This is a genomic window from Candidatus Polarisedimenticolia bacterium (genome assembly GCA_036004685.1).
Lineage (GTDB): Bacteria > Acidobacteriota > Polarisedimenticolia > Gp22-AA2 > AA152 > DASYRE01.
Genome location: DASYRE010000040.1, coordinates 1 through 23730, shown reverse-complemented (window position 1 = coordinate 23730; position 23730 = coordinate 1). Strand labels below are relative to the sequence as shown.

General features: G+C 66.5%; 17 protein-coding genes and 1 pseudogene. 10 read left to right on the top strand and 8 right to left on the bottom strand.

The window, feature by feature from the left end; all coding sequences use genetic code 11:
- Positions 1-566: 566 nt before the first annotated feature.
- A complete protein-coding gene (locus VGR67_10675) occupies positions 567-3242 on the top strand; it encodes a CHAT domain-containing tetratricopeptide repeat protein (GenBank protein ID HEV8336871.1) in 2676 nt (891 codons plus the stop codon).
- A 56-nt stretch (positions 3243-3298) separates the two neighbouring features.
- On the opposite strand, the gene VGR67_10670 is transcribed toward VGR67_10675, so the two are convergent.
- From VGR67_10670 to VGR67_10660, 3 genes are read right to left on the bottom strand one after another with little or no spacing between them, the layout of a single operon-like run.
- On the bottom strand, positions 3299-4837 hold the full coding sequence (locus tag VGR67_10670; GenBank protein HEV8336870.1) for an ATP-dependent DNA ligase: 1539 nt from the start codon (positions 4835-4837) through the stop codon (positions 3299-3301).
- Positions 4838-4885: 48 nt separating this feature from the next.
- Positions 4886-6163 (bottom strand): acetate/propionate family kinase, encoded by a 1278-nt coding sequence (locus tag VGR67_10665; protein HEV8336869.1) that lies wholly within the window; start codon positions 6161-6163, stop codon positions 4886-4888.
- A 12-nt stretch (positions 6164-6175) separates the two neighbouring features.
- Complete coding sequence (locus VGR67_10660; protein ID HEV8336868.1) at positions 6176-8551, bottom strand: phosphoketolase family protein; 2376 nt, start codon at positions 8549-8551, stop codon at positions 6176-6178.
- 554 nt (positions 8552-9105) lie between these two features.
- Between VGR67_10660 and VGR67_10655 the strand changes: the two genes are divergently transcribed.
- Both VGR67_10655 and VGR67_10650 read left to right on the top strand, forming a co-directional pair.
- A complete protein-coding gene (locus VGR67_10655; GenBank protein ID HEV8336867.1) occupies positions 9106-9696 on the top strand; it encodes a hypothetical protein in 591 nt (196 codons plus the stop codon).
- A complete protein-coding gene (locus VGR67_10650) occupies positions 9696-10322 on the top strand; it encodes a matrixin family metalloprotease (GenBank protein HEV8336866.1) in 627 nt (208 codons plus the stop codon). The genes VGR67_10655 and VGR67_10650 overlap by 1 nt, the downstream gene beginning before the upstream one ends.
- Before the next feature lie 378 nt (positions 10323-10700).
- Here VGR67_10650 and VGR67_10645 read toward each other — a convergent pair whose 3' ends face one another.
- Positions 10701-12215, bottom strand: coding sequence for an amidohydrolase family protein (locus VGR67_10645; GenBank protein ID HEV8336865.1), 1515 nt, complete (start codon positions 12213-12215; stop codon positions 10701-10703).
- A gap of 129 nt (positions 12216-12344) precedes the next feature.
- On the opposite strand from VGR67_10645, the gene VGR67_10640 reads away from it, so the two are divergent.
- The 3 genes from VGR67_10640 to VGR67_10630 all read left to right on the top strand — a co-directional run bounded on the left by VGR67_10640 (position 12345) and on the right by VGR67_10630 (position 15633).
- Positions 12345-12566, top strand: coding sequence for a hypothetical protein (locus VGR67_10640; GenBank protein HEV8336864.1), 222 nt, complete (start codon positions 12345-12347; stop codon positions 12564-12566).
- 417 nt (positions 12567-12983) lie between these two features.
- Positions 12984-13754, top strand: a complete 771-nt coding sequence (locus VGR67_10635; GenBank protein ID HEV8336863.1) for an exodeoxyribonuclease III — start codon at positions 12984-12986, stop codon at positions 13752-13754.
- A gap of 88 nt (positions 13755-13842) precedes the next feature.
- Positions 13843-15633 (top strand): protein kinase, encoded by a 1791-nt coding sequence (locus tag VGR67_10630; protein HEV8336862.1) that lies wholly within the window; start codon positions 13843-13845, stop codon positions 15631-15633.
- Positions 15634-15670: 37 nt separating this feature from the next.
- Here the strand turns inward: VGR67_10630 and VGR67_10625 are convergent.
- The 4 genes and pseudogenes from VGR67_10625 to VGR67_10610 all read right to left on the bottom strand — a co-directional run bounded on the left by VGR67_10625 (position 15671) and on the right by VGR67_10610 (position 19917).
- Positions 15671-16021 (bottom strand): annotated as a pseudogene (locus tag VGR67_10625) (transposase).
- Positions 15957-18131, bottom strand: a complete 2175-nt coding sequence (locus VGR67_10620; protein ID HEV8336861.1) for a hypothetical protein — start codon at positions 18129-18131, stop codon at positions 15957-15959. The pseudogene VGR67_10625 and the gene VGR67_10620 overlap by 65 nt, the downstream one beginning before the upstream one ends.
- 541 nt (positions 18132-18672) lie before the next feature.
- Complete coding sequence (locus VGR67_10615) at positions 18673-19524, bottom strand: putative metal-binding motif-containing protein (GenBank protein HEV8336860.1); 852 nt, start codon at positions 19522-19524, stop codon at positions 18673-18675.
- A 21-nt stretch (positions 19525-19545) separates the two neighbouring features.
- The gene (locus tag VGR67_10610) at positions 19546-19917 is read right to left on the bottom strand and encodes a VCBS repeat-containing protein (GenBank protein HEV8336859.1); all 372 of its coding nucleotides are present in this window, start codon (positions 19915-19917) and stop codon (positions 19546-19548) included.
- On the opposite strand from VGR67_10610, the gene VGR67_10605 reads away from it, so the two are divergent.
- The 4 genes from VGR67_10605 to VGR67_10590 all read left to right on the top strand — a co-directional run bounded on the left by VGR67_10605 (position 19907) and on the right by VGR67_10590 (position 23554).
- Positions 19907-20191, top strand: coding sequence for a hypothetical protein (locus tag VGR67_10605; protein ID HEV8336858.1), 285 nt, complete (start codon positions 19907-19909; stop codon positions 20189-20191). The genes VGR67_10610 and VGR67_10605 overlap by 11 nt on opposite strands.
- A gap of 763 nt (positions 20192-20954) precedes the next feature.
- Positions 20955-21956, top strand: coding sequence for an ATP-binding cassette domain-containing protein (locus VGR67_10600; protein ID HEV8336857.1), 1002 nt, complete (start codon positions 20955-20957; stop codon positions 21954-21956).
- Complete coding sequence (locus tag VGR67_10595; protein ID HEV8336856.1) at positions 21953-22756, top strand: ABC-2 family transporter protein; 804 nt, start codon at positions 21953-21955, stop codon at positions 22754-22756. Before VGR67_10600 ends, VGR67_10595 begins: the two co-directional genes overlap by 4 nt.
- A 9-nt stretch (positions 22757-22765) precedes the next feature.
- On the top strand, positions 22766-23554 hold the full coding sequence (locus VGR67_10590) for an ABC-2 family transporter protein (protein ID HEV8336855.1): 789 nt from the start codon (positions 22766-22768) through the stop codon (positions 23552-23554).
- The last annotated feature ends 176 nt before the right edge of the window (positions 23555-23730 follow it).

Below are 23730 nucleotides of genomic sequence, written 5' to 3'. Positions count from 1 at the left end.
ACCGAGGTCGCCGAGGCGCCCGGATCGCAAGGCGCGCCAGAGCGTCGCGTACCCAAGGCGGTACGCAAGCGAGGCGCAACGCGGCGAGCCGGGATGGATCGGGGGCCGAATGTAACATGATTTTTGAGACGCGACACTAGCTTGGAATGGCACTCATCATAGCGCGATCACGGAAGGTTTGGCGCTGTCTTCGTCCTTGCTGCGGTGCAGCCGCAGAGCTTTCGGTGGCGGCAGCGATTCACATCCACGTCGTTTCGTGAGCGGGCGGGAGTATCCTTTTCTCCAGTCAAGCAACTTTGCGGTGGAAGCTGACGGTATGATGGTCTTGTAGCGTCGAAGAGACCATCCGGGATGGGTCTTTCCCATTGCGAGTGCTAGCGACGATGCTTCAGAAGAGGACGCGATGCGTGGCGGCGGTGGCGGCGACGGCATTGCTGGCCTCCTCATTCGGGGCATGCGGCGGAAGCAGCGAGTCCGTGCGCCCAACGTTGTCCTTAATCCGGGAAAAGCTTCAGCAAGGCCGGAATGATGAAGCGAGCGAGCTGGCGCGAGCCCTGCTTCGCCGTTTGGAAAAATCGAACCGTGGGGACAGCCTGGAGGCGGCCGATACGATCGATCTCCTTCGGAAAGCGGCCTGGCGCGAACGAGGTTGCGCCGATTCGGATGCCTTGAGCCTCTGCCAGCGAGCCATTCGGATCCGGGAGAATCGGGGCCGGGTCGACGATCCAGGATTCGCTCTCAGCCTGAACAGCTACGCCAACTGCCTCTTTTCGCGCGGCGATTATCGCGCCGCCAAGTCCTATTACGAACGCGTTCTGAAGATCCGTGAGAAAACGCTCGACCCGGCCGACCCCGTTCTGGCGCGCAGCTTGTCCAACCTGGCCGCCGCGGACGCCGAATTGGGCGACTATGCCGCCGCCAGGCCTCTGCAGGAGCGCGTGCTGCTGCTGATGGAGAGAAACCTGAAAACCGATCCCCGCGACGTCCGCATCGCGCACTTCAATCTCGGATCGCTTCTCGAGTATCTCGGTGACTACGATGCCGCGCGGTCGCACTACGAGTGGATTCTCAGGAAGAGCGGGAGTCAGCTGAAGGGGACCGATTTGGGAGGTGTGCTGGTCCGCCTGGGAATCGTGCAAGCCGCGACGGGCGACCCGCGCGGCGCCGAGCGGCTCTATCGCCAGGCTCTGAGGGTCTACGAAACGAGCACGGGCGCCGAAAGCCAGGATGTCGCCTGGATCCTCTCGGAACTGGGAATCCTGAGGCTCGAGGGCGGCGATCCGGACGCGGCGCTGCCCCTCATCGAGCGGGCGTGCAAGATCCGACAGAAGGTCCACCCGCCCCACCATCCGGAGGTGGCGAAATGTCTCGTCCTTCTTGCGGACCAGCTAACGGACCGCGGAGAGACGAAACGCGCCGCAGCCCTTTTTGAGCGGGCCCTGACGATCCCGACGGCGGCTTTCGGACCGGAGGGGCGCGGCCTGACTTCCGGACTGATCGGATACGCCAGGCTGCATCACAAGCTGGGGCGCTCCGCCCGAGCGCTCGACTACGCCCTGCGGGCGGAGGCCATCGCCCGCGCGCAATTCCAGCAGACGGCGCGCGGACTGTCCGAGCGCGAGGCCCTGCGTTACGACCAGGCTCGAGAATCGGGCATGGAGGTGGCTTTGGCGGTCCTCGTTGCGACGCCGCCCGGGAGTCTTCCTGCCGGCGCCGTCTCCAGGGTGTGGGACCCGGTCGTGCGATCGCGCGCCCTCGTCCTGGACGAGATGGCGGCCCGCCACCGGAGTCTGCTCGAAACCCGGACTCCCGAGATGGAAAGTCTGCTGGCTGCATTGGACGCGGGGCGGAACCGGCTGGCGCGGCTCGCGGCCAGCGCCACGGAGGCCACCGACCTCGAAAAGCTGCGCAAGCAAATCCAGGAGGCGCAGCGGGATGAGGACCGCCTGGAAAGAGTGGTCGCCGGCAAGAGCTCCGAATTTAGGCAGCGCCTCGCCGCGCGGAGCGTAGGCCTGGCAGAAGTGATTGGGTCTCTGCCGGCCGGCAGCGCGCTGGTCTCGTACGTCCAATACGGGCGGCCGCCCGGTCCTCGGCGGAGACGATCACGATCTTCGTACGCCGCTCTCGTCGCGGTGGCCGGCGAGAGGAATCCCCGGATCGTCCCGATCGGTGGCGCGCCCATGGTCGATTCGCTCATCGAGCAGTGGAGGAGAATCATCTCGTCCCCTCCACCGGCGCTGTTGAAGGGCACACGGAACGGGAGAGAGGCCCGGGAGCGCGAGGCCGGGAGCCGGCTCCGGCGAGTGCTGTGGGATGTGCTTCCGGAGCCGGCTCGCAACGCGCGCCGGGTCTTCGTCGTTCCCGACGGCCACGTGCACCTGGTGAGTTTCGAAGCCCTGCCGGACGGAAGCGGTGCGCGCTTGTTGGACTCCGGACCCCTGTTGCATTACCTCTCGGCCGAAAGGGACCTCGCAAGGCCTCGTCGAGCCGCCGGGAAGCAAGGAGGATTTCTCGTGATGGGCGCCCCCCGGTTCGGCGACGACCGCCGTGGAGCGCCTTGCCCTCAAGAGGAAGGCCGGCCGGTCACGCCGCCGACGCGGGCCGCGCGGTACCCGCCCATCCCCGCCAGCCTGGACGAAGCGAAAGCGGTGTCCGGCTTGCTGGCGAGCCGGATCGGAGCCGCGGGCGCGGGTCTCCCTGCTTACTTCCTGACCGGCGGGGAGGCGACCGAGGAAGCCTTCAAGCGGCTCGCCGCGGGGAGACGAGTGATTCACCTGGCGACGCATGCGTTCGTGACCGGCGAGGACGCAGCGAATCCGCTGCAAATGGCGGGCCTGGTCTTCGCCGGCGCCAACGAACGAAGGTGTGGCAGCTCCGGCGAAGACGGGATACTCATGGCGGAGGAAGTCGCTTCTTTGGATCTGTCGGCCGCCGAGTGGGTCGTGCTGTCGGCATGTGACACGGGCCTCGGCCCCATTCAGGCCGGGGAGGGAGTGCTGGGCCTCCGGCGCGCCTTTGAAATGGCGGGCGCCGGAACGCTGGTCATGAGTCTTTGGGCGACGGAGGATCAAGCGACGGGCGACTACATGAAGCAGCTCTATCGATCGCGGCTCGAGGGCGCGGCTTGGCCGGAGGCTATGCGCCACGCGAGCCTGTCGCTTATCGCCGCCCGGCGTGGGGCCGGATTGAGCACCGACCCTTATTACTGGGGAGCCTTCGTCGCCGCGGGCGACTGGAGGTGACCCTTCGATGAGAGGCGAATCGCCGTCTTCGCCTCGAATCCAGCCCGCGTAGATCCTTATCCTTCTCCGCCGGCGATCCTCCGGATCTCCGCCAGCGTGGTCGCCTCATCCGCCGTCTTGTCGGGGCGGAAGCGCTTCACCCGGGCGAAGCGCAGCGCCAGCCCGGAGTCGTAACGCGGGCTGCGCTGCACGCCGTCGAAAGCGATCTCCACGACCCGCTCCGGACGCACGCGCACGAGGTGGGGACCGACTTCCACGGCGATCGGGGGCAGCTCGGCGGTCAGCTTGCGCAGCATCGCATCGGTGAGCCCCTTGAAGGTCTTCCCGAGCATCCAGAAGCGTCCGGGCTGCGCCGGATCGCGCGCTCCCAGATGGAGGTTGGAGAGCAGGCCTTGCCGCCGGCCATGGCCCCATTCGGCGGCGAGGATCACCAGATCGACGGTGTGCGCCGGCTTGATCTTGCGCCAGTTCGATTCCCGGCGGCCCGCAGCGTAAGGAGCCTCGAGCGCTTTCAGCACGAGCCCTTCGTGGCCGGCCGCGCGCGCCTCCGACAGCGCCGCCGCCACCGCCGCGGCGCTGTCCACGATCCGGCAGGGCACGATCCGGCGCTCCGGCAGGAGGTTCTCCAGCGCGGCGCGCCGCTCGTGATAGGGACGGTCGACCAGCGGCTCGCCTCCGAGGTAGAGCAGGTCGAAGAAGAAAGGCTCGAGGCGCAGGGAGGGCCCCTCGCCTTCGCCCTGGAAGCGGCTCATGAGATCCTGGAATTCCGCCGGCCTGCCCTCGCCGCCAAAGGCCACCGCTTCCCCGTCGAGGACATAAGCCTCCGCGGCGATTTCGCGGGCGATCGCCACGAGCTCCGGGGACGCGGCGGTCACGTCGCGCAGCGACCGGGTGAAGACCTTCACTTCGTCCCGCAGGCGATGCAGCTGGACGCGGATCCCGTCGAGCTTCCATTCGGCGGCGGCGCGGCCCCCCAGCTCGGCGAGCGTCTCGGCCGGATCCTGGGCGGTGGCGGCGAGCATCGGCTCGACCGGCACGAGCGGAGCGATACGGAACTTGTCCAGCCCGGCGGCGCCGCCGTGCCGCGCCGCCTCCACCGCCTCCCGCAAGCCTCCCGTGAACATCACCGCTCGCCGCAGCGCCCGGGCCTCCACTCCCAGCACGGGGGCCAGGGCATCCAGGACGAGGGAGCGCGACGCGCCCTGCCGCAGCTCGCCGACGATGAGCGCGCTCATGAAATCCCGTTCCGCGGGAGTGGCCGCTCCGAACAGCCGCTTGAGAATGCCGGCGCGGGCCCCGAGGGATCCACGTCCCGAGGCGCTTCCCAGCGCCTCCATCGCCAGGTCGAAATCCACGATCTTCAGCGTGCCGGCCGCCGCCGGCGACGAGCCGCTCAACGCCTGCTGGACGAGCGCCCACCCGGCGCCCGGGGCGTCCCGCCCCAGGTCTCCGCTGAGATAGTGAGCCGCCAGCAGGAGGTCGGGAGTCTCGAGCGCGGCGAACAGGCGCTCCAAACGGCCGCGCTTTTCCCCCCGCTTGGGGGTCGCGCGGACGTCCTTCCAGGTGTCGACGACGGCCGAGAGGGGAGCGGACATCAGAGCGGGAGCCTCGAAGGTTTCACGATTTGCGGCCTCGTCCCGAAGCTACGACGCCAGTCCGCCATCGTCCGGGCCGCGACCGGCGGCGCGGCGGACGGCGATCGTCGCATACGTCGCGCGGGCGATTTCGAGCTCTTCGTTCGCCGGGACGACCCAGACGCTCACGCGGCCGTCGTCCCGGCTGATCCGCCTGGCCCCGGCCCCGCCGGCGGAACGATTGGCTTGATCGTCGAGCGCGACGCCGAGGAATCCGAGTCGCCGGCAGATGCGCTCCCGGATCGAAACGGAGTGCTCGCCGATGCCGCCGCTGAAGGCGATGGCATCCAGCCCGTCGAGGACGGCGGCGTAGGCCGCGACGTACTTGGCGGCCCGATAAGCGAATATCTCCAGGGCCAGCTCCGCCGGCCGATTCCCGCCTTGAGCCGCCGCCTCCAGGTGGCGCACGTCCCCGCTCGTCCCGGAGAGTCCTAGAAGGCCGCTCCGGCGGTTGAGCAGGTCGTCGATCTGATCGGCGCTCATGCCGGCCGCCCGCATCAGGTAAAGGACGACGCCGGGATCGAGGTCTCCCGATCGCGTCCCCATCACCAGCCCTTCGAGAGGGGTGAAGCCCATGCTGACGTCGATGCTCCGTCCATCGCGCACGGCGCAAACGCTGGCGCCATTGCCCAGGTGGCAGGTGACGATGCGGCTCGGGGACGCTCCCCGGCCCAGGCGATCGATCAAGACGCGGGAGACGTGCGCGTGCGACAGCCCATGGAAGCCGTAGCGGCGCAGGCCGTGCCGCGCGGCGATCTCCTCCGGCAGCGCGTAGTGGAAGGCGACCGGCGGAAGCGTCCGATGGAAATCGGTATCGAACACCGCGACCGCCGGGACCCCGGGAAGGAGAGCGAGGATCCGTGCCAACCATCGCACGTCGCCCGGCAGATGCAGCGGCGCCAAGTCCTTCATGCTCCTGAGCTGATCCAGGACGCCGGGTGTGACGAGAGTGGGTTTCACGAAGCGCGCGCCGCCGTGCACGACCCGGCAGCCGACGGCGTCGGGGAGCCCCGGGGATCCGCTCCCGGGGCTGATTCCTGACGCGACCCGGGCCAGCGCCGACTCCATGGCGCCGTCCGGATCGCCGGATTCGAGCGGCTCGACCCTCCTCTTGCCGTCGGCGCCGATCAGCTCGATCTCGAAATGCTCCGGGCCTCGAGCCTGGATCCGGCCGCCGGCTTGCAGCGCCAAGGACGGCGGGGAGCCGGACGCTTCCGGCCCGGGCGTGGCGCGATACCAGGCGAATTTGACGGAGGAGCTGCCGGCGTTGAGGACGAAGATGTTCATGTCACCTTCCCCTCAAAACGGCCACTTCCAGTCGCGCACCTCCGGCAGGTCGTCGCCCCACTGCCGGATGTAGCGCCGGTGCTCGGACAATTTCTCCTCCATCAAGCGCGCGACCTCCTGACCCTGCGCTCCGAGACGCGGGACCCGTGCGATCACGTCCTGGACGAGGTGAAAACGGTCCAAATCGTTCAGCACCGTCATGTCGAACGGCGTGGTCGTCGTTCCCTCCTCCTTGTAGCCTCGGACGTGGAGGTTCGGGTGATTCGTCCGCCGGTAGGTCAGACGGTGGATGAGCCACGGATAGCCGTGAAACGCGAACACGATCGGCTTGCCGGTCGTGAACATGGCGTCGAATTCCCGATCCGACAGGGCGTGAGGATGCTCTCCGGGCGGCTGCAGGGCCATCAGATCGACGACGTTGATCACGCGAATTCCCAGATCGGGCAGGTGCCGGCGGAGGATCGCGACGGCGGCGAGGGTTTCCATCGTCGGCACGTCCCCGGCGCAGGCCATCACGGCGTCGGGCTCGGCGCCCGCGTCGTTGCCGGCCCAGCGCCAGACGCCGACGCCGGCCTCGCAATGCGCCATGGCTGATTCGATGTCCAGGTACTGTGGCGCCGGATGCTTGCCGGCGACGATGACGTTTACGTAGTGGCGGCTCCGCAGGCAGTGGTCGGCCACCGAGAGAAGCGTATTGGCGTCGGGCGGGAGGTAGACCCGGACCACTTCCGCCTTCTTGTTGACGACGTGATCGAGGAAGCCCGGATCCTGATGGCTGAAGCCGTTGTGGTCCTGCCGCCAGACGTGCGAGGTGAGCAGGTAGTTCAGCGAGGGGAGGGGCCGCCGCCACGGGATCCGGCGGCTGGTCTTCAGCCACTTGGCGTGCTGGTTGAACATCGAATCGACGATGTGGATGAAGGCTTCATAGCAGGAGAACAGCCCGTGACGGCCGGTCAGGACGTAGCCTTCCAGCCATCCCTGGCAGAGATGCTCGCTGAGCACCTCCATCACCCGGCCCTCCGGAGCGACGTGCTCGTCTCCGGGGAAGATGCGCCCGGTGAAGATCCTGTCGGTGGCTTCGAAGAGAGCGTCGAGATGGTTGGAGGAGGTTTCATCGGGCCCCATGATGCGGAAATTCCGGGCCTCGGCATTGGCCTTCACCACGTCGCGCAGGAAGCGGCCGAGGACCCCGGTCGCCTCCGCCAGCGCCGTGCCGGGCGACTCGACCTTCACGGAATAATCGCGGAAGTCGGGCAGGATCAGATCCCGCTCGTGCCAACCTCCATGGGCGCTAGGATTGCTTCCCATGCATCGCTCGGGCGCGGGGGCCAGCTCGCGCAGCTCGGCGATCAACCTGCCGTCCGCGTCGAACAGCTCCTCCGGATGGTAGCTGCGCATCCAATCCTCGAGCATCTCGAGATGATCCGGCCTCGCCGCCAGGTCGGCCACCGGCACCTGATGGGACCGGAAGGAATTCTCCACCGGCTTGCCGTCCACCACCTTCGGCCCGGTCCATCCTTTCGGAGTACGCAGGACGATCATCGGCCAGCGCGGGCGGCCCGAGAAGCCGCGCCGCCGGGCATCCTCCTGGATGCGGGCGATCTCGGAGAGGACGGTGTCGAGGGTCGCCGCCATCTGCTGGTGGACCCGCTTCGGATCCTCGCCTTCGACGAAGTAGGGGGCGTGGCCGTAGCCGCGCAAAAGCTCGCGAAGCTCCTCGGAGTCCAGACGGGCCAGGACGGTCGGGTTGGCGATCTTGTAGCCGTTCAGGTGAAGGATGGGCAGGACCGCCCCGTCGTGAGCCGGGTTGAGGAACTTGTTGGAATGCCAGCTCGCGGCCAGGGCGCCGGTCTCCGCCTCGCCGTCGCCGATCACGCAGGCGGCGATCAGATCGGGATGGTCGAACACCGCGCCGTAGGCATGCAACAGGGCGTAGCCGAGCTCTCCCCCTTCGTGGATGGAGCCGGGAGTCTCGGGCGCGGCGTGGCTGGGGATCCCCCCCGGAAACGAGAACTGCCCGAACAGCTTCCGCAGTCCCTCGGCGTCCTGGGTCACATCCGGGTAGCAGCGGCTGTAGGTCCCTTCCAGATAGGTGTTGGCGACCATCGCCGGGCCGCCGTGACCGGGGCCGCAGACGTAGATCATCTCGAGATCCCTGTCGCGGATCGCGCGGTTGAGATGCACGTAGATGAAGCTCAGCCCGGGAGAAGTCCCCCAGTGTCCCAAGAGCCTCTTCTTGACGTGCTCCAGGCGCAGCGGCTGGCGCAGCAGCGGATTGTCGCGGAGGTAGATCTGCCCGACGGAAAGGTAGTTGGCGGCGCGCCAATAGGCGTCGATCCTGCGCAGCTCTTCGTCGCTCAACGGTCCGGGTCTATTCTCGGCGGACACGGCTTCTCCTTCCACGCGACACCGGGGCTCCACCTGGCCCGCGCCAGAGAGCGAGCCCCGGGACCGCCCGGAGCGGCTCCTCTCGTTCGATTCGATACCGGATCATCGGCTCCTCTTCGGAGTTTGACAAGTCGCAGGCCGCCCTCAAGGGCGGCGGATTTGAAAGCTCGGGTCGTAGGACCGAAACTCTCCAGGTCGGCGGGTCGTGCGCTCCGGGTCCTGGCGCCTCAAGCAAGCTTCGCCGAACAGGGCGGCCGTCCGCGCGACCGGGTTCGCTGGATCCGCGCCGGCGAGGGGCGCGGCATGAGTTCGATCCGCCGCCTCGAGGTCCGGCATCCCAGCGGGCAAGCTCGACGGCGACATGCCGAAGCCGGCATCGTCGATTCAGGAAAGGGGAATGAAAGGCATCCGCTCCCGCTGCGACAGCATGAGCATCCAAGCCGAGAGTTGCTGAAAAAGCATCGCGCCCGCGGCGCGACAAGAAATCCTTGCCGATCGTCCGGCTTCGCGGTATAAGGCGCGACAGCTTTGAACCCGTTCAGGAGGACCGCGACATGAAGCGAAAGCTCCTCGTAGGGTGGGGGGGGTGGGGGCTCGCCTTGCTGGCAGGTGGGGCCGTATGGGCGAGCACGGTCGTCGGACTGTCGGTGGAGGATCAAGCCCGGTTGTCGCGCCTCGTGGTGGTCGGCGAGGTCCTCAACCAGAAGGGGATCGATCACCCCGTCAACGGCATCGAGACCGAGATCACGCTGAGGGTGACCGACGTGCTCAAGGGTAGCGTGCGGCGCGGCGAGACCGTCACGTTCCACACGCGCGGCGGCGAGGTGGACGGAGAGATCTCCGAGGCGGTCGGGGAAGCCGCCTTCAAGACCGGAGAGAGAGTGCTGGTCTTCATCGAATCGGTCGACGGAAGGCTTTACAACCTCGGCCTCTCGATGGGGGTTTGGAGCGTCCACGAGGACGCCTCGGGTGGAATGAGCTTCACCCGGGCGCTGCGCGACGGGCTTTCGATCGTCGGTGAAAAGGCGGTGGAGCACGGCCCCATCGGCTACGGCGACATGCGGTCCCGCGTTCTCTACGCGGGACGGAATCCGCGCTTCGACAACGAGCTGCTGCGCAACCGGATCGGCGGGGGAGGTGAATGATGAGCCGCAAGCGGAGCCTGAGAACGACCGTCGTCCTCGCCGGAATCGCCGGCTGCCTGCTTCTCGCCTCGTCGATCGCCGGAGCCTACTGCCTGATCGGCGTGCGCTGGCCATCCACCGCCGACGTCCGCTACAACCCCTCGGGGAAGGTGACTTCCGGCCAGTGCATCAGCGCCTCGCAGATGGACGGCGCGGTCACCGGGGGGACTTCGGCCTGGAAGGCGATCCGTTACACCGGGACCACGACGAAGACCGCCAACAAGCGCGACGGCGAGAACGTCGCGGGATGGGCCAACCTCGGCGGTCAGACGCTCGGCGTCACCAACCTCCTGAGCTACGACCGCCAGAGGACCTTCGCCTGCAAGGGCAACCTGTTCGCGAATCTCTACGAAGCCGACGTCCGGATCACCACCGCCTACCGCTGGACCGCCGGCGGCGGCCAATGTCCCTGCGCCGCGGGCCCCGCGTTCTACCTGAACGGCGTCGCGGAGCACGAGTTCGGGCACGTCATCGGCCTGTGCCACACGAACAATCCCTCGTCGCTGATGTATCCCTCCTTCGGAGTGTGCGAGAACAAGAGCTCCGGATCGGATGAGAACGCGGGCGAGAACGCCCTCTGCTACTAGCTTTTTCCGCCGCGGCGCCGGCGCCGGACCAATCCACGGCGCCGCGGCATTTTCCTCCCTCGCAGCCCATCGCCTCCTGACAGCCCGAGCGCTTTCTCCGCCACCCGCCTCCCCGACGGCGAAGGTCGGAGAACGATCGGATGGTGCAGGGCGGCGTCCGCTTCGCAGGGATGTCAACGCGCCGTCAGCGACAGGGCAGGCCCGGGCGAAGCGAAGGCTCTACCTTATTAATAGGCCGCGGGCCGGGCTTGTTCGCTGAATCGGGCCCGAGGGACCCGGAAGGGGCGCTTGAAGGCCGGCTCCGATTCGTATCCCGTTCTCGGCCGCCACCTGGACTACGCTCTGAAGGGTCGAGCTGAGGATGCGGGCGCCACGAGCTCAAGGCGCCGGCAGGAGAGATTTCCGGGGCAGCGGTTCGCCGTTCAGGAAAACCGTCTCGATCGCGCCGTAGGCCGCGATCGATTCCAGAGGGTTGGCGCGCAGAAGCAATAGATCCGCCCGCTTGCCCACCTCGATCGATCCGAGCTCTTTCGAAAGTCCGAAGGCGGCGGCGTTGTCGAGCGTCGAGGCCCGGAAGATCCGCGACAGCGGCACGCCCGCCTCGAACCAGCGCCGCAGCTCCAGCAGCCCGTTCAGGCCGGGTGGGTTGCCGATCCCTTCATTGGCGGGGGTGTCGCTTCCGAACAGGAGCTTCACCCTCTGCGCCAGCATCAACCGGAGCGTGGCGGTCGCGCGGATCGGGCCGACCAGCATCGCCGTCGCGGGGTCGGGAGACGCGGGGGCGAAGAGCTCCGCGACGGCGAGCCGGTATTCGCCGGCGACGGCGCGCCGCGCGGCCTGCCCCTCCTCCCCCTGCAGATAGGCCACGACGGAGCGGGGCAACGCCTCCGCAAGATGCGGGTCCCGCAAGAGGGACGAATCGAACACCGACTCGTCGCCGTAGACCGCCTGCAGCGTGGGTTGGACGAAGACCTTGGCGCGCGCCGCCGACTCGATCACGCCGGCGGCCTGGGCCGGGGGCGTCAGGCCCATGCGATCGCCGGGCCAGTGCCAAAGGCCGTGGGCGATCACGTCGGCTCCCGCGTCGAGCGCCGCGCGCCAGGAATCGACCCCATTCGCGTGGACGACGAAGACGAGCCCGCGCCGGTGCGCCGCCTCGCGCAAGGCCGCGAGCGTCTCCGGGCGCGGGACGGGCCAATGAAAAGCGCCGCCGAAGCCGGGCTCCACGAAGGTCTTCAGGCAGATCCCGCCCGCCTCGGCGACGCGCTCCGCCGCCCGGGCCGCGGTGTAACCGGCCGGGTCGAGGGTCGCCGGCCACCGCTCCGCCTGGCCCGGCTCGTAGAGCAGATTGGCGGCGTCGGCGTCGGCCGCTTGGGCGGGGACGCGCTGCGCTCCGTAGCCTCCGGCGATCCGGACGCCGCGCCCGCAATGGTAGAGACGGGGATGGGCGGGCGCCGCGTCGAACCAGGCGCGCGTCTCTCCTTCGAGATCGAGATCGACCAGCGTGGTGAAACCGAAGGCCAGGAAGGCGCGCGGAAGCTGCTCGCGATACGCGGCGAGAAGCTCAGGATGAGACCCGATCGCGGCGTCGTCCAACGGCCCCTGGTGGCCGGGATGAACGTGCGAGTCGATCAGGCCGGGGATCAGGAAGCGCCGGCGTCCGTCGATTCGCCGCGCCTGAGGGCCCGCGACGAGATCGGTCCCGATCGCCGCAATGCGGCCGTTGCGAACCGCCACGGCGGCATGCTCGAGGGGCGCCTGCCGATCGGGAGAGAGCACGGTGACGTCCTCGATGACGACGCCCTCGTCGACGATCTTGAGCGGGGGGGCGGGGCGCTGGCAAGCCGCGAAGCCGAGGGCGGTGAAAAACGGCAAGGCGATCCATTTCGGCATGAAGGCCTTCTGGAGGAAACGGCCGAATGCAAAGGAATCCTACCCTCAATCGGATGCCTCGGGGAAGCCGGCCCGGTCTATCGGTATTCCGCCGTATGGACAAGGCTTCTCCACCTGTTACGATTTGCCATGCCCGTCAATGTCCCAAACCGGCAAAGCTGTTGTGTTCAGGGTTGCCCTGAACCGGTAACTTATTCAGTCGCTCTGGTCCATGGCGACGGCGCCAAGGACGAAGTCGCCGCCTGCGCCATCCACATGCACAAGGCGCTCGATACGATCAAGCTGCCGCTGAAGCCCGACGGCCCCGCCGCGCTGTCACCCACTAATCTCGGGGACGCACGCCGCCACTGAAACCGGGCGGCGCGCGCGCTCGACGACCGCCTTCCAGCTACACGACCATCAGGCCGAGATTCCTCCTCCAATTGATTTTGCACCGCCCGGGACGCTTCGAGCGACGTCGGCAATCTGCTGGACGCTCTCGACCTGGATCGTGACGATCCGCGGTTCCGGCCTTGCCGGAGCCGGACTCTCCTCCGCCGAGCCTGTGTCCGTAGCCTCTTCGGTTCGGGCTCGACACGTGACCAGGAATGATGGTTATATGACCGCGAGCGCCTTCGGCCGAATCTCTTTTGCTTCGCGGCCCGGGAGCCGGTTGACGCTCTCGAGCGGCTGAGCGGAGAAGGGCTTCTGGAGCGCACTGCGAGTTGAAGAGTCGGCCGCGACGGGCGAGCCTTGAGGCTCGCCGCCGGCGCCGCTGAGGGAAGCGGGATGACGAGCGTGCCGCGCTCCATGAAGATCGCCACCTGGAACGTGAACGGGATACGCGCCCGCCAGAAGGAAGTCGTCGAATGGGCGGAGCGGGAGCGCCCCGACGTCATCTGCCTCCAGGAGCTCAAGGCGGAGGCCTCGCAGGTTCCCGCTCCTTTGTGCGACCTCGCCGGCTACTGGTGCTACTGGCACGGCAACAAGGCCTATTCGGGAGTGGGGCTCCACGTCAGCAAGGAGCTCGCCCCGGAACGCCCCGAATTCTCCCACCCCCCCTTCGATCACGAGAGCCGAATCGTCACCGCCCGGATCGGCGCGCTCACGGTGGCCTCCGTCTATGTCCCGAACGGCGGGAAGGACTATCCCGCCAAGCTGCGGTTCCTCGAGGCGATCGAGGCCTACGCCGCCTCGTTTTCAGCCAATGCCGCGTCTCTGGTTCTCTGCGGCGATCTGAACGTCGCCCGCGCCGAGATCGACGTGCACCCCCGGGAGCGGAAACCGAACGTCATCGGCCAGCGCCAGGAGGAGCGCGAGTTGATCGAGCTGATTCTTTCCCGCGGCCTGACCGACGTCGGCCGGGCGCTGGACCCGGAGAACGACCGGCTGTTCACCTGGTGGGCGCCCTGGCGCAACCTGCGCGAGCGGAACATCGGCTGGCGGCTGGATTACGTCCTGGCCTCGGGGGAGCTCGCTTCCCGCGCGACCTCCTGTCCTTCCCACCGCGAAGTGGGCACCAGCGACCACGCCCCGGTCATCGCAACCTTCAATCCTTAGACACTGCGAGGCGATTACGAAAAAGAACCGGCCGATCCCGGCCGGCCCGTCTTGCCCCGCCGCGTCCCGAACTTATATTTGCTGAATCATGCCGACGATTGGCCGGTACGAGATCATCCGGGAGATCGGCCGCGGGGCCATGGGAGTCGTCTACCTGGCGAACGACCCCCACCTGCAGAGGCAGGTGGCGCTGAAGACCTACCAACTTCCCGCAGGGATCAGCGAGGAGCTGGCAAAGGAATTCCGCGAGAGGTTCCTGCGGGAAGCGCGGGCCGCCGCGTCGCTGTCGCATCCCGGCATCGTCACCGTCCACGACGCGGGCGAGGATGCGGCGCAAGGGCCTTACATCGCGATGGAGTTCATCCCCGGAAGCAGCCTGAGCCGCCGGCTGGAGCAGCGCCAACCCCTGGATCCTTCGTGGGTCCTCTCCATGGGGGGCGTTCTCGCCGACGCTCTGCAGGCGGCCCATCGCGCCGGGATCGTTCACCGGGACATCAAGCCGGCCAACATTCTGATCCGGGAGCCGGACGGGGCCGCGAAGATCGCCGATTTCGGCGTGGCGCGCCTGCGGGATTCGAACCTGACCCAGTCGGGGGCCGCGATCGGCTCGCCCGGCTACATGTCCCCCGAGCAGGTCCGGGGCGGGGCCCTCGACGGCCGCAGCGATCTCTTCTCCCTGGCCGTCGTGCTCTACGAGGCGCTGAGCGGCAAACGGCCATTCCATGGAGAAGACCTCGTTTCTCTAGCCTATTCGATCGCCCACGACACCCAGATTCCGCTGAGCCGGCAGCTCTCGGGTTGCTCGGTGGATCTGGATCGGTTCTTCGATCGGGCACTGTCCAAAGACCCCCGCCATCGGTTCCCCGACGGCGAGGCTTTCCGGCAGGCTTTCCTGGCGGCCGGCAATGGCAAGGCCGCCGCTCCGGGGGATCGAACCGTGATGGAGGCGGGTCGAAGCGCAGAAGTGTCCGCGAACCCGGGGCACACAACCCGCGCTTTTCATCATCAGACCGCTCCGCTTCCCTCCGAATCGAAGGGTCGCTCACGAAGCGGGCGCCTTCTGGCGGTGGCGGGTGTGGCGCTTCTCTCCCTCGGTCTGGCGGCCGCGGCCTACCTGCGTTTTGCAAAAGCGCCGTCGGCGAAGGCCGACGATCAAGTGGCGCGAGCCCTCCCCCCATCCGGCCCGGTCCGGCAGCCCAGCGTTCCTTCCGGGCCGGCCCGGCGGTCCAGCGCTCCTCCGGAGCCCCTTTTTCCTCAGGAGAGGAATCCGAGCCGCAGAAACGCTGCGGCCCCGAAAGCAGGCCCCGGGCGCGAAGCGGAGTCTCCCACGCCCTTCCAGCGTCCCCGGAAACTCTCAGTGAGCGTGCCGGCCGGAACGGAAGTGCGCCTCAAGCTGGACAAGGCGGTCGGGTCGTCGGCGAGCCGCGCGGGAGAGACGTTCACCGCCGAAATCACCCAGCCGATTTTAACGGGCGATCGCGTGGCGCTCCCCGCGGGAAGCCGGATTCGAGGGCACGTCGTCGAAGCGGTTCCAGCTAAGAAGGGGCTCGCGGAGAAAGCGGGCTCCCTGAAGCTGTCGTTCGACCAGGTCGTGACCCCGGACGGCTCCGGCGCGCCGATGTCGGCCGTCTTCGCCGCGGCGGGATCCAGCTCGAAGCGCCGGACCGCGGGGACGATTGGCGGGGGCGCCGCCGGCGGAGCGCTGTTGGGCAAGGTCTTCGGCGGAAGCACCAAGGACGCGGCATTAGGATCGGTCGCCGGCGCGGCCATCGGCGCCGGAGTGGCTGCTGGCACCCGCGGTCACGATGTAGAGCTTCCCGCCGGCTCGCCCCTGACGATCAAGCTCGGCCGCCCAATCCTCATCGACGCGCGGCCCTAATCATCCTTTCAACCAGAGAAGATGATCCTGCAGTAGGCGTTCCGACGAAGGTCTTGATCTTGAGATTCTGCTTGAGCGCCTTGAAGAACAGCTCGATCCGCCAGAGCTCCTTGTAGATGGCGGCGACGGTAGTGGGATCCGGAGAATCCTTCGAGGGTGATGACCTTCTACCATTTCTGGAAGGGCGGGACGGTCCGGGCACCTCCGGATCGTCCCGCCCTTCGCCGATTGCCGTCTCGAGCCCGAAAAAACATCCGCCGCGCTTGGGGAGCGGCTGCAGACGGGCCGTCAGTTGAACCGCCGGCGCACCGCGCGCCGTCCCGCTACGGGAACGTCGGGCAGGCCGGCGACGGCGGCACGACGTTGGCGGAGCAACTGACCTGGTTATTCTCCGGCCTGTCCGGCGGGGTGGTGGTGAATTGGAAAATTGTGGCCTTCTTGATGAACCCGAAATCACGACTAAACGAGAGGCAACTCCTCTTGTTGTGGTCATTCACAAGGATGTGCACTAGGGCCGTGGCGCAGTAAACGTCGTCCGGGATTTTCACCGTGCAGGGCGTCACACTGGCGTGACAGTTGGGCTCATCCGCGGAGCAGATTTTCTCGTCCGGACAGCCGATCCCGAGAGTGCTCGGTTTGATAAACCACGTGAGATCGTATTCCCCGGTCCCGCCGGTGATGACGGGATTGAACGTGAACCCATCCGGGAGGATGCTCCCGTTCGCCAATCCGAGGTTGAATAGAGGGGCGCAGCAGGACTGGGTCTGGGACGCCAGCGCGACGTCGATGGCACTGAGCGACCCATCGACCGTGATGGTGGCATCTGCCAGCACGTCGTCGCATCCCTGGGCGGACACGGTGGCCGTGCATTTGACTTCGTGCGGCGTACCGTCATCATTGCGGTCGACGCAGCCGGTTCCCAACCCCGTCAACGTCGCAGGTGCATCTGCGGTGCAGATGGTCCCCGGCATGTGCACGCCGTCGCTGAGCTCGACGAAATGGGTGGTTGGAGGATCCTCGCCGGGGACCGTCGCGCTGCAGCTCCACGTGACGCTGTCCGGAGTGATCAGCTCGCCGTTGATGCCGCGGACCTCAACCTGATAGTGGAACGCGTCTCCGCAGTCGATCGAATCGGTATCGAGGTGCACGGTCGCGGTGACCCCCCCGAAACTGTAAAGCTTAGGACCGATTTCGTCCTTCAAGGAGGCGCCGCCTCCACTCGAAGCATAGGTCACACCCGTGAAATAGAGCTCCTGGCCGCACAGTCCGGTGTCGCCAAAAATGCTGTTGGGGCCGGTGATGGGCACGGCCCACTCAAGGAGCTGGGCTTTGCTAAAGGTGCCGGTGAGGATCTGCTTGCCTTGCGCAGTGATGCCCCCCCAGGGCCCGAAGCTGTCGTCCGCCACGGTCGCAATTCCGCTACCGCTGTCTGCGTTGACGGAGATGTTCTGGATCGAGAACGTGGCCGTCGCCCAGTTCGGATCGAAAACCGCAGCCGCGGCCGCGACGTAGGAGGCGGAGTTTCCATTGTATCTCTTGACAGAATAGTCGCCCGTGGCGATACCCACGCTCGAGCCGCTGGGAAAAGTCACTTCGAGCCTCACGTCGCCGTCGGAGAGCTTGAACTGGAGCTCTCCCTTATGGTTGGGGATGCCGGTGGCCGGGTCGACCGGGTCGATGGCACAACTGCCGGTGGCGACGGCAATGGGGGGGAGATGGCTGAGGATCCAGACGACCCGGGCGTTGCCGTTGTTGGTGCGCCTCTCCTGGGCGAAATAGAGAAACTCGTCGTTGTTTGCGATGTAGGTCTGGGTGAAGTCATCCTTTCCGCCCGCGTTGCCTCTTTCAAGACAGCTCCCGGGGACGGTCGTTTCGTCGGCGCTGGCAGTCCAGTCCAGGATCCGGTGGTCCTCCACACTACCGATGGGAAAGCTCCCGGGACTGGGCAGCGTGGAAATGGCAAGGTTGGCCCAGTCTTCGTAGGTCGCCGGGCCGCTCAGGGCAGGCAGATCCGGATCGTTGTTCGTGTCCCCCTTGGATAGGTTTGCGTCGGCGACTCCAGCTTCGGTTCCATTGGGCGGATTGCCATCGGTGTCGTCTATCTCCAGCGCGAAGGGCCGGTCGCCGTTCGCGGCATCCTTACCGAGGTTCCCCTTCATCACGCAGTAGACGCGTCCGCTGACTGTCTTCGAGCCGCTCCGGCAGATCTCCCCGGTGAAATCCCTGCAGTAGCCAACTCCGCCGATCTCCACGCAGCCATTGAGACAGGTGCCTGTCAGGGCCGCGCACAAAGCCTCAGGTTGCGGGACGACCACGGAGTCGACATTGTCCCCCTTGGACCCGGTGATTTGCGGGTCGCCCACGGTGCGAGGCACGCCGTTTTGTGCCAGGGCGCCACCTGACGGCACCCCAACGGCTGCGATTCCCAGGGCCAGGATCAGAATGACGCCCCCGCCAAGTCCCAGCAGCGTGCCTCCTCGTACTTTCGCTCTTCTCATGAGCCTTCCCCCCCTGAAGAAAGTGAGATGTGAGAACCCCTCACGGCCGTCCGCGAAGTATTTCCTTACTCGCCTTTTGCCTCGCCGATCCGCCTCACCTCCGGCCGGGAATCCGTTCGACTGCCGGCTGGAATCGGGCCCTTCCACCCCCAACGGATCGGTCCTGTCCGGCCGATGCCCGTCTGACGTCCCTCCGGCAACCCGTGCGGTCAGACCTTCTCAATCCGGGCGGAATCGGCACCCGCATCCTCTGATGCGACGCGAAGTCTATGTCGCGAGATGAGTTGCCCTTGGAGGGAGCCGGCCGGTCGGAGGCTTTCCTCCTCCCCCTGGCCCGGCTCGGGATTACGCAAAACCCCCGGTTTTGCGTAACCACGCACGCCTTTCTCTTGGCCCGAGTGTGGGCACAGCAACCCGAATTTTCGACTTAGTGGAATGCTGTGCTCCCACTTACTGCCAATCGCGTGGCTTGTCAAGTGGAATCGCCCGGGTTTTGTGGAATGATTCACTTGGGAAGGAGGATCATCGCGACTTTCAGTAACTAGTGCCTGTCTCTGAAATCCCGTACCATTCGGTCGTCGATCCATTCTCCTGCTCGCCGCAACGCTTCGCTTGCGTAGCGCCGGAGTACGCGCCGATCCTCATCGACGCGCGGCCTGATCATCCCTTCAACAAGATGAAGATGATCCTCCAGTAGGCGTCCGAAGACAGGAAGAAGATCCCGGAGGCTCCGGATACCCTCAGGGACAGGGAATGCTGTTGGGCCGCGGGTTGCCGAGAGAGTTCGAGCCCATGTTTCCTTCGCCGCAGGAATTCTTGCCGGTGACGACGTAGAAGAAGCCCTTGGCGGGGCTGGCAGGGATTGCGTGGCCGAGACCTGCGACTGCGTCAAAGCCGACGCGAAGCAAGCCGGAGCAAAGGAGAAAGGCCCCGCTCCCCAGCTTCCTCGATAGACGTTGTACGTCACGCTGGGCACCGTTGAGGCGGTCCAGCTCAGCGTCGTCCCTGCCGAGTCGAAGGCAAGGTCGTTCCCGTTTTCTCCCGGCACGTCCACCACCCCGTCGCAGTCCTCGTCGAATCCGTTGCAGAATTCCTGAGCTCCCGGATGGGTGCTTCTCCTGGCGTCGTCGCAGTCGCCGGTGCAGGTGGTGTAGCCGTCCAGATCGTCGTTCGAACCGTCCCGCAGATCGCAATTGTTTTCCACTCCGTCGCAACCGTCGCTGGCGAGCGGAGAAATCATCGGGTTTCCATCGTCGCAGTCGTCGACGGCTCCCGAGGGACAGGAGGGATCTCCGGGGGATCCGAATCCGTCCCCGTCCAGGTCCTGGCAGCTTCCTGGGAAGGGCGATTGATTGATGAATATGTGAATGCCGCTCTCGGTCGTGACCGCCATGTCGTCCCATCCGTCCATGTCCTAGTCTGCGACCGCAATCCCTTCAGAGTTCGAGAGCGACGGTAGGCTCTGAGGGAGGGCCGGCGCAAAGGTGCCATTCCCGACGCCCAGGAAAACATCGACTATGTCGCTGAAGTATTCCGGCGCGGCAATGTCGATGTGGCCGTCATGATTGAAGTCACCGGTGGCGAGGTTCACCGGACTTCCGAAGGTCGACGCGCTCCCATAGCCGACGAGATCCTGGAACGTCCCATCGCCGTTGCCCAGCAGCACCCAGACCGCCCGAGTGGAATCGCCTCCCAGCGCCAGATCTTCGTGTCCGTCGGAGTCGAAGTCGGCATGGACGAGCGGACTGGGCCGTCCGACGTTGCCGTTCAGGCTGATGCTGGTCATCGGTTGGAAGGTCCCGTCGCCGTTGCCGCAGCAGCGACAGATCGCCGCCGGTCCGGTTCGCGGTGACGAGGTCTTCATCCCCGTCTTCATCGAAATCGAAGGCGACGATGCCGCGGGGAAAAGCGCCGACCGGATAGCTGACGGCGGAACCGAACGTGCCGTTTCCCACACCTGCAAAGACCAGGACCGCGTCGTCGAAGATGGGGGCGGCCAGGTCGCGCTTGCCGTCGGCGTTGAAGTCGCTGGCGGCGATGTAGTTGCCGCTGACGCTTGAAACGAATCCGGGTTGGACGACGAAAGCCCCGGTTCCGGTCCCCAACAGGATCTGGATTCCTCCCCCGTCACCGGTGACGACCAGGTCCGGGATGGCGCCGCCGTTGAAGTCGGCCGCCCCAACTCCGTAAGCGAACGAATCGACCGTATAGGGCTGTCCGGAACCAAACGTACCGTTTCCATTTCCCAGGAAGAGCCTGAGAGCGCCGCTACCCGTGTCGACCAGGTCGGGGCGGGCGTCCGGGCTGAAGTGCCCAGCGAGCAGGAAATGGGAATAGCCCGGGATGGTTGTCGACACGCTGAAAAAGGGATCCAGTCAGCTCGGCGGCGAGTCCCGGCGAAGCCTCGGCTCCGCTCTGGATGACGCCGGTTCGAGGTACGACAGGGGTCGGACGCGTTGGCGGAGGACTTTCCAAGGATTCCCGGGCTGCTGGGGGCAAGGCGACTGCCGCGATGCAGATTAGGGCAATAACCGGGAGAGCGTAGGACCAGACGCTTCTCTGTATGCTTATCATAATGGTTCACCCATAATAAATTATCCACAAGTATTCGGCGAAGGCGAAAGCATAAACATGTCAATCGCTATCTTTGGCGGAGATGTGAACAGACTCCAGAGTCAGGCCCCGCTCCCCAAAAGGACAGAGGGCCCCGGTTCCAGCCGCGGAACGCCTGGCCCACCGCCGGGGGGGAAGGAGACGGTTCGGGCACGAGGGGCCGTTCCGCTTTAGAATAGCGAGCCGAATTCCGGTGATTCGAAGGGTCCCATGATCGCAGTGGCGGAATTGCGAAAGTACTACCAGGTCCACAAGCGGCCCCCCGGCCTGAAGGCGGCCTTGCGCTCCGTCTTCCGCCGCCGCACCACGACCGTCAAGGCGGTGGACGGAATCACCTTCGAGATCCGGGCGGGGGAAAGAGTCGGATTCCTCGGGCCGAACGGCGCCGGCAAGACGACGACCCTCAAGGTCCTCGCCGGGCTGTTGCATCCCACGAGCGGCGGAGTGCGCGTCGATGGGCACGAGCCGCGACGCCGCGAGCACGCGTTCCTGAGGAAAATCATGCTGGTGACGGGTCAGAAGCAGCAGCTCCTCTGGGATCTGCCGCCGGCGGAGACGTTCGAGCTGAACCGCGCCCTCTACGACGTGCCGCGCGCCGAGTTCAAGGAGACGATCGACGAGCTGATCGGGCTCCTCGACCTGGAGGATCTGATCACCAAGCCCACCCGGCAGCTCTCCCTTGGAGAACGGATGAAGTGCGAGCTGGCCGCCTCGCTCGTCCACCGGCCCAAGGTGCTCTTCATGGACGAGCCGACCATCGGGCTCGACGTCTCGATGCAGGCGGTCATCCGCGACTTCATCAAGCGCTACAACGAGCTACGGGGCGCCACCATCCTCCTGACCAGCCATTACATGGACGACGTGGCGGCCCTGTGTCCCCGGGTGATCGTCATCGACAAGGGAAGCCTGTCGTACGACGGAGGGCTCGACGCTCTCGTGCGCCGCGTGCGGCCCGAGAAGCGGGTGGTCCTCCATCTGGAGGGTCCGGTGAGCGCCGCGGCGCTCGCGCAGCTCGGCAAGGTCGTGACGCACGACACGGTGGAGGCGGTGCTGCAGGTGGCCCAGGAGGAGGTCAACGCCACGGTGACGAAGGCTCTGGCGACTCTCCCCGTCCAGGATCTCACGGTCGAGAACGCGCCGCTGGAAGAGGTGATGAGCGAGCTGTTCTCCCGGAGCCGGGCGGCGCGCGAAGCGGAGGCCCGGCAGCCATGAAGCTCCCCGCGACGGCCCGCGCCCTTCCCACCCTGTTCAAGGTGAGCTTCGCCGAGGCGGTGGCTTATCGCGCCGAGTTCCTGGTGTGGATGTTCTCGACGACGATGCCGCTGATCATGCTGGCGCTCTGGTCCGCGGTGGCGCGCGACGCTCCGGTGGGGCGCTTCGGGCAGAAGGAGTTCGTGGCCTACTTCCTCGCGACCTTCATCGTCCGCCAGCTCACCGGATCGTGGGTGGCCTGGGAGATGAACTTCGAGATCCGCCAGGGGACGCTGGCGCTGCGCCTGCTGCGCCCCATCCCTCCCATGCTGACCTATGCCGTGCAGAACCTCGCGGCGCAGCCGCTGCGCCTCGTCGTCGCCCTTCCCATGGCCGCGATCTGGCTGGCGTCCACGGGCGCCGGGCAGCTCACCCGGGATCCCGTCGTGTGGGCAGCCTTCGTCGCGGCGATGCTCGGCGCCTGGCTCGTCACCTTCCTGACCAGCTTCACCATCGGCTGCCTGGCGTTCTTCATGGAGAGCAGCCTCAAGGTGATGGACGTGTGGCTGACCCTGTTCTTCGTCTTCAGCGGCTACCTGATCCCCGTGGAGCTGTTTCCTCCGGCGCTGAGGGCCGTCGTGGACTGGCTGCCTTTCCGTTTCCAGATCGGCCTGCCGGTCGAGCTGATGACCGGCGCACACGATCGCGCGGCGGCCCTCGCCTTGCTCGGCCGCCAATGGGGCTGGGCGGCGCTGATGATGGGCGGGACGATCCTGCTGTGGCGCAAAGGCCTGCAGCGGTTCGCCGCCTACGGAGGATGATTGAGCTGGCTGTGGCGTTACGGGCGGCTCTTCGGCGCGCAGCTGCGGGCGTCGACGCTCACGCTGCTCCAATACCGCTTCGACTTCATCGCCGACGGACTGCTGGAAATCCTGTGGGCCACGACGGCGCTGGTGCCTCTCTTCGTCGTCTTCCGGTCGCGAGAGACCATCGCCGGATGGTCGTTCGGCGAAGCGCTTCTGGTCACGGGCTGGTTCATCCTGCTCCAAGGCATCCTGGAGGGGGCCATCAATCCCAGCCTGACGAGCGTCGTGGAGCACATCCGCAAGGGGACCCTCGACTTCGTCCTCCTCAAGCCGGCGGACGCCCAGTTCCTCGTCTCCACCTCGAAGTTCCAGCCCTGGCGCGCCACCAACGTCCTGACGGCGATCGTCGTCTTCGTCTACGCCTTCCGGCTCCTCGGCCGGGCGCCGTCGCCCGCCGGGTTGCTGGCCGCCGCGTTCCTCCTGCTCACGTCGACGCTGTTGCTCTACTCGATGTGGATCCTCACCGTGAGCGCCGCGTTCTACGTCGTGAAAGTCGACAACCTGAGCTACCTGTTCAGCTCGATCTTCGACGCCGCCCGCTGGCCCTCCACGATCTTCCGGGGGACGCTGAGCTTCCTCTTCACGTTCGTGATCCCGCTGGCCCTCATGACGACCTATCCGGCGCTGGCGATGCTCGGCCGGCTGACCCCTTCCACCCTGCTGCTGGCCTTCGCCGGGTCAATGCTGTTCGCGCTGCTTGCCCGCCTCATCTGGCTGAGATCGATCGGCAAATACACCTCCGCGAGCAGCTGAGCGCTAACGAGCCCGCCACCTGCCCGAGGAGGGCAGTTAGCAGGCTGCGGAACAATAGCGATTTGAGAGAGTTCCTCTTCTCTCCAGCATGATCTCGGAGTCCCGATGAGTCCTATCCGTCAAGATCGTGTTGATGATCTCGCTTCGAGCCAAGCGGGCGAGGCGTGGCGAACGAC